This window comes from Wolbachia endosymbiont of Nomada ferruginata (assembly GCF_001675785.1).
Lineage (GTDB): Bacteria > Pseudomonadota > Alphaproteobacteria > Rickettsiales > Anaplasmataceae > Wolbachia > Wolbachia pipientis.
On record NZ_LYUY01000168.1, the window covers coordinates 1 to 991 of the forward strand.

Below are 991 nucleotides of genomic sequence, written 5' to 3' on the forward strand. Positions count from 1 at the left end.
CAAACATGTTTTACCTCCTAACTAGCAGCTAAGCTAAGTATAGCATTAAACAGAAATCTTGCCAAGCAAATTATTCAGTCTCTTAGCAAAGCTGCTCGCGTCATCCATCTCTTCGCCTTCCACGATGCAAGCTTGGTAAAACAATAAGTGAACCATGTCCTCCAATGTTGGGTTTTCACCACTTTCAGCATAAGATTTCATTATACTCTTTATTACAGGATGCTTAGTGTTAATTTCAAGCACCTTTGGCGTGCGGTAATTTAGCTGCTTTTGTTCACGCAAAAAACGCTCCATGCGAAGATCCATAGCACCTTCATCAACCGCTAGGCATACGGGACTATCAGTCAATTTTTTGGAAATTTTTACGCTTTTTACTGAATCTCCAAGCACTGTGGTAAAATATTGCAATATAGTTTCCTCAGTTTTTTCTTCATTCGATTTGTTTTCTTCATTTTTCTTATCTTCTTCTGAAGAGAATTTTTCCAAATCAACATCAGCGCGAGTCACAGACTTAAACTTTTGATCTTTATATTCATGAATTACACTAGTCCAGAAATCATCCACTGGATCAACGAACAGAAGAACCTCCAGCCCTTTACTGACGAACCCCTCAAGTTGCGGACTGTTTTTCACTGAATCGAGGCTATTTCCGGTGAGATAATAGATATGTTCCTGCTCAGGCTTCATTCTGCTTATATAGTCATCAATGCTGACTAATTTCTCATCACCAGTACTATGAAATCTGCAAATTGAGAGTAGTGCTTCTCTCTCATCAGTTGGCATAGCTTCACAAAGACCTTCCTTTAAAACTGCACCAAAATTGGTCCAGAATTTTGTATATTCCTCTAAATTCTCTTTTGCTTTTTTACCGAGCTCTGATATCACACGCTTAGTGAGAGATTTTCTGATCTGCTCAACAACACGATTATTCTGCAGCGTTTCTCTGCTGATATTAAGAGGCAAGTCCGGTGAATCAACCACGCCTTTCAGA

At 39.1% G+C, this 991-nt stretch carries 1 pseudogene; it reads right to left on the reverse strand.

The features are described from left to right. Positions 1-45: 45 nt before the first annotated feature. Positions 46-991: pseudogene (locus BA053_RS06260) on the reverse strand (molecular chaperone HtpG); the annotation flags it as partial.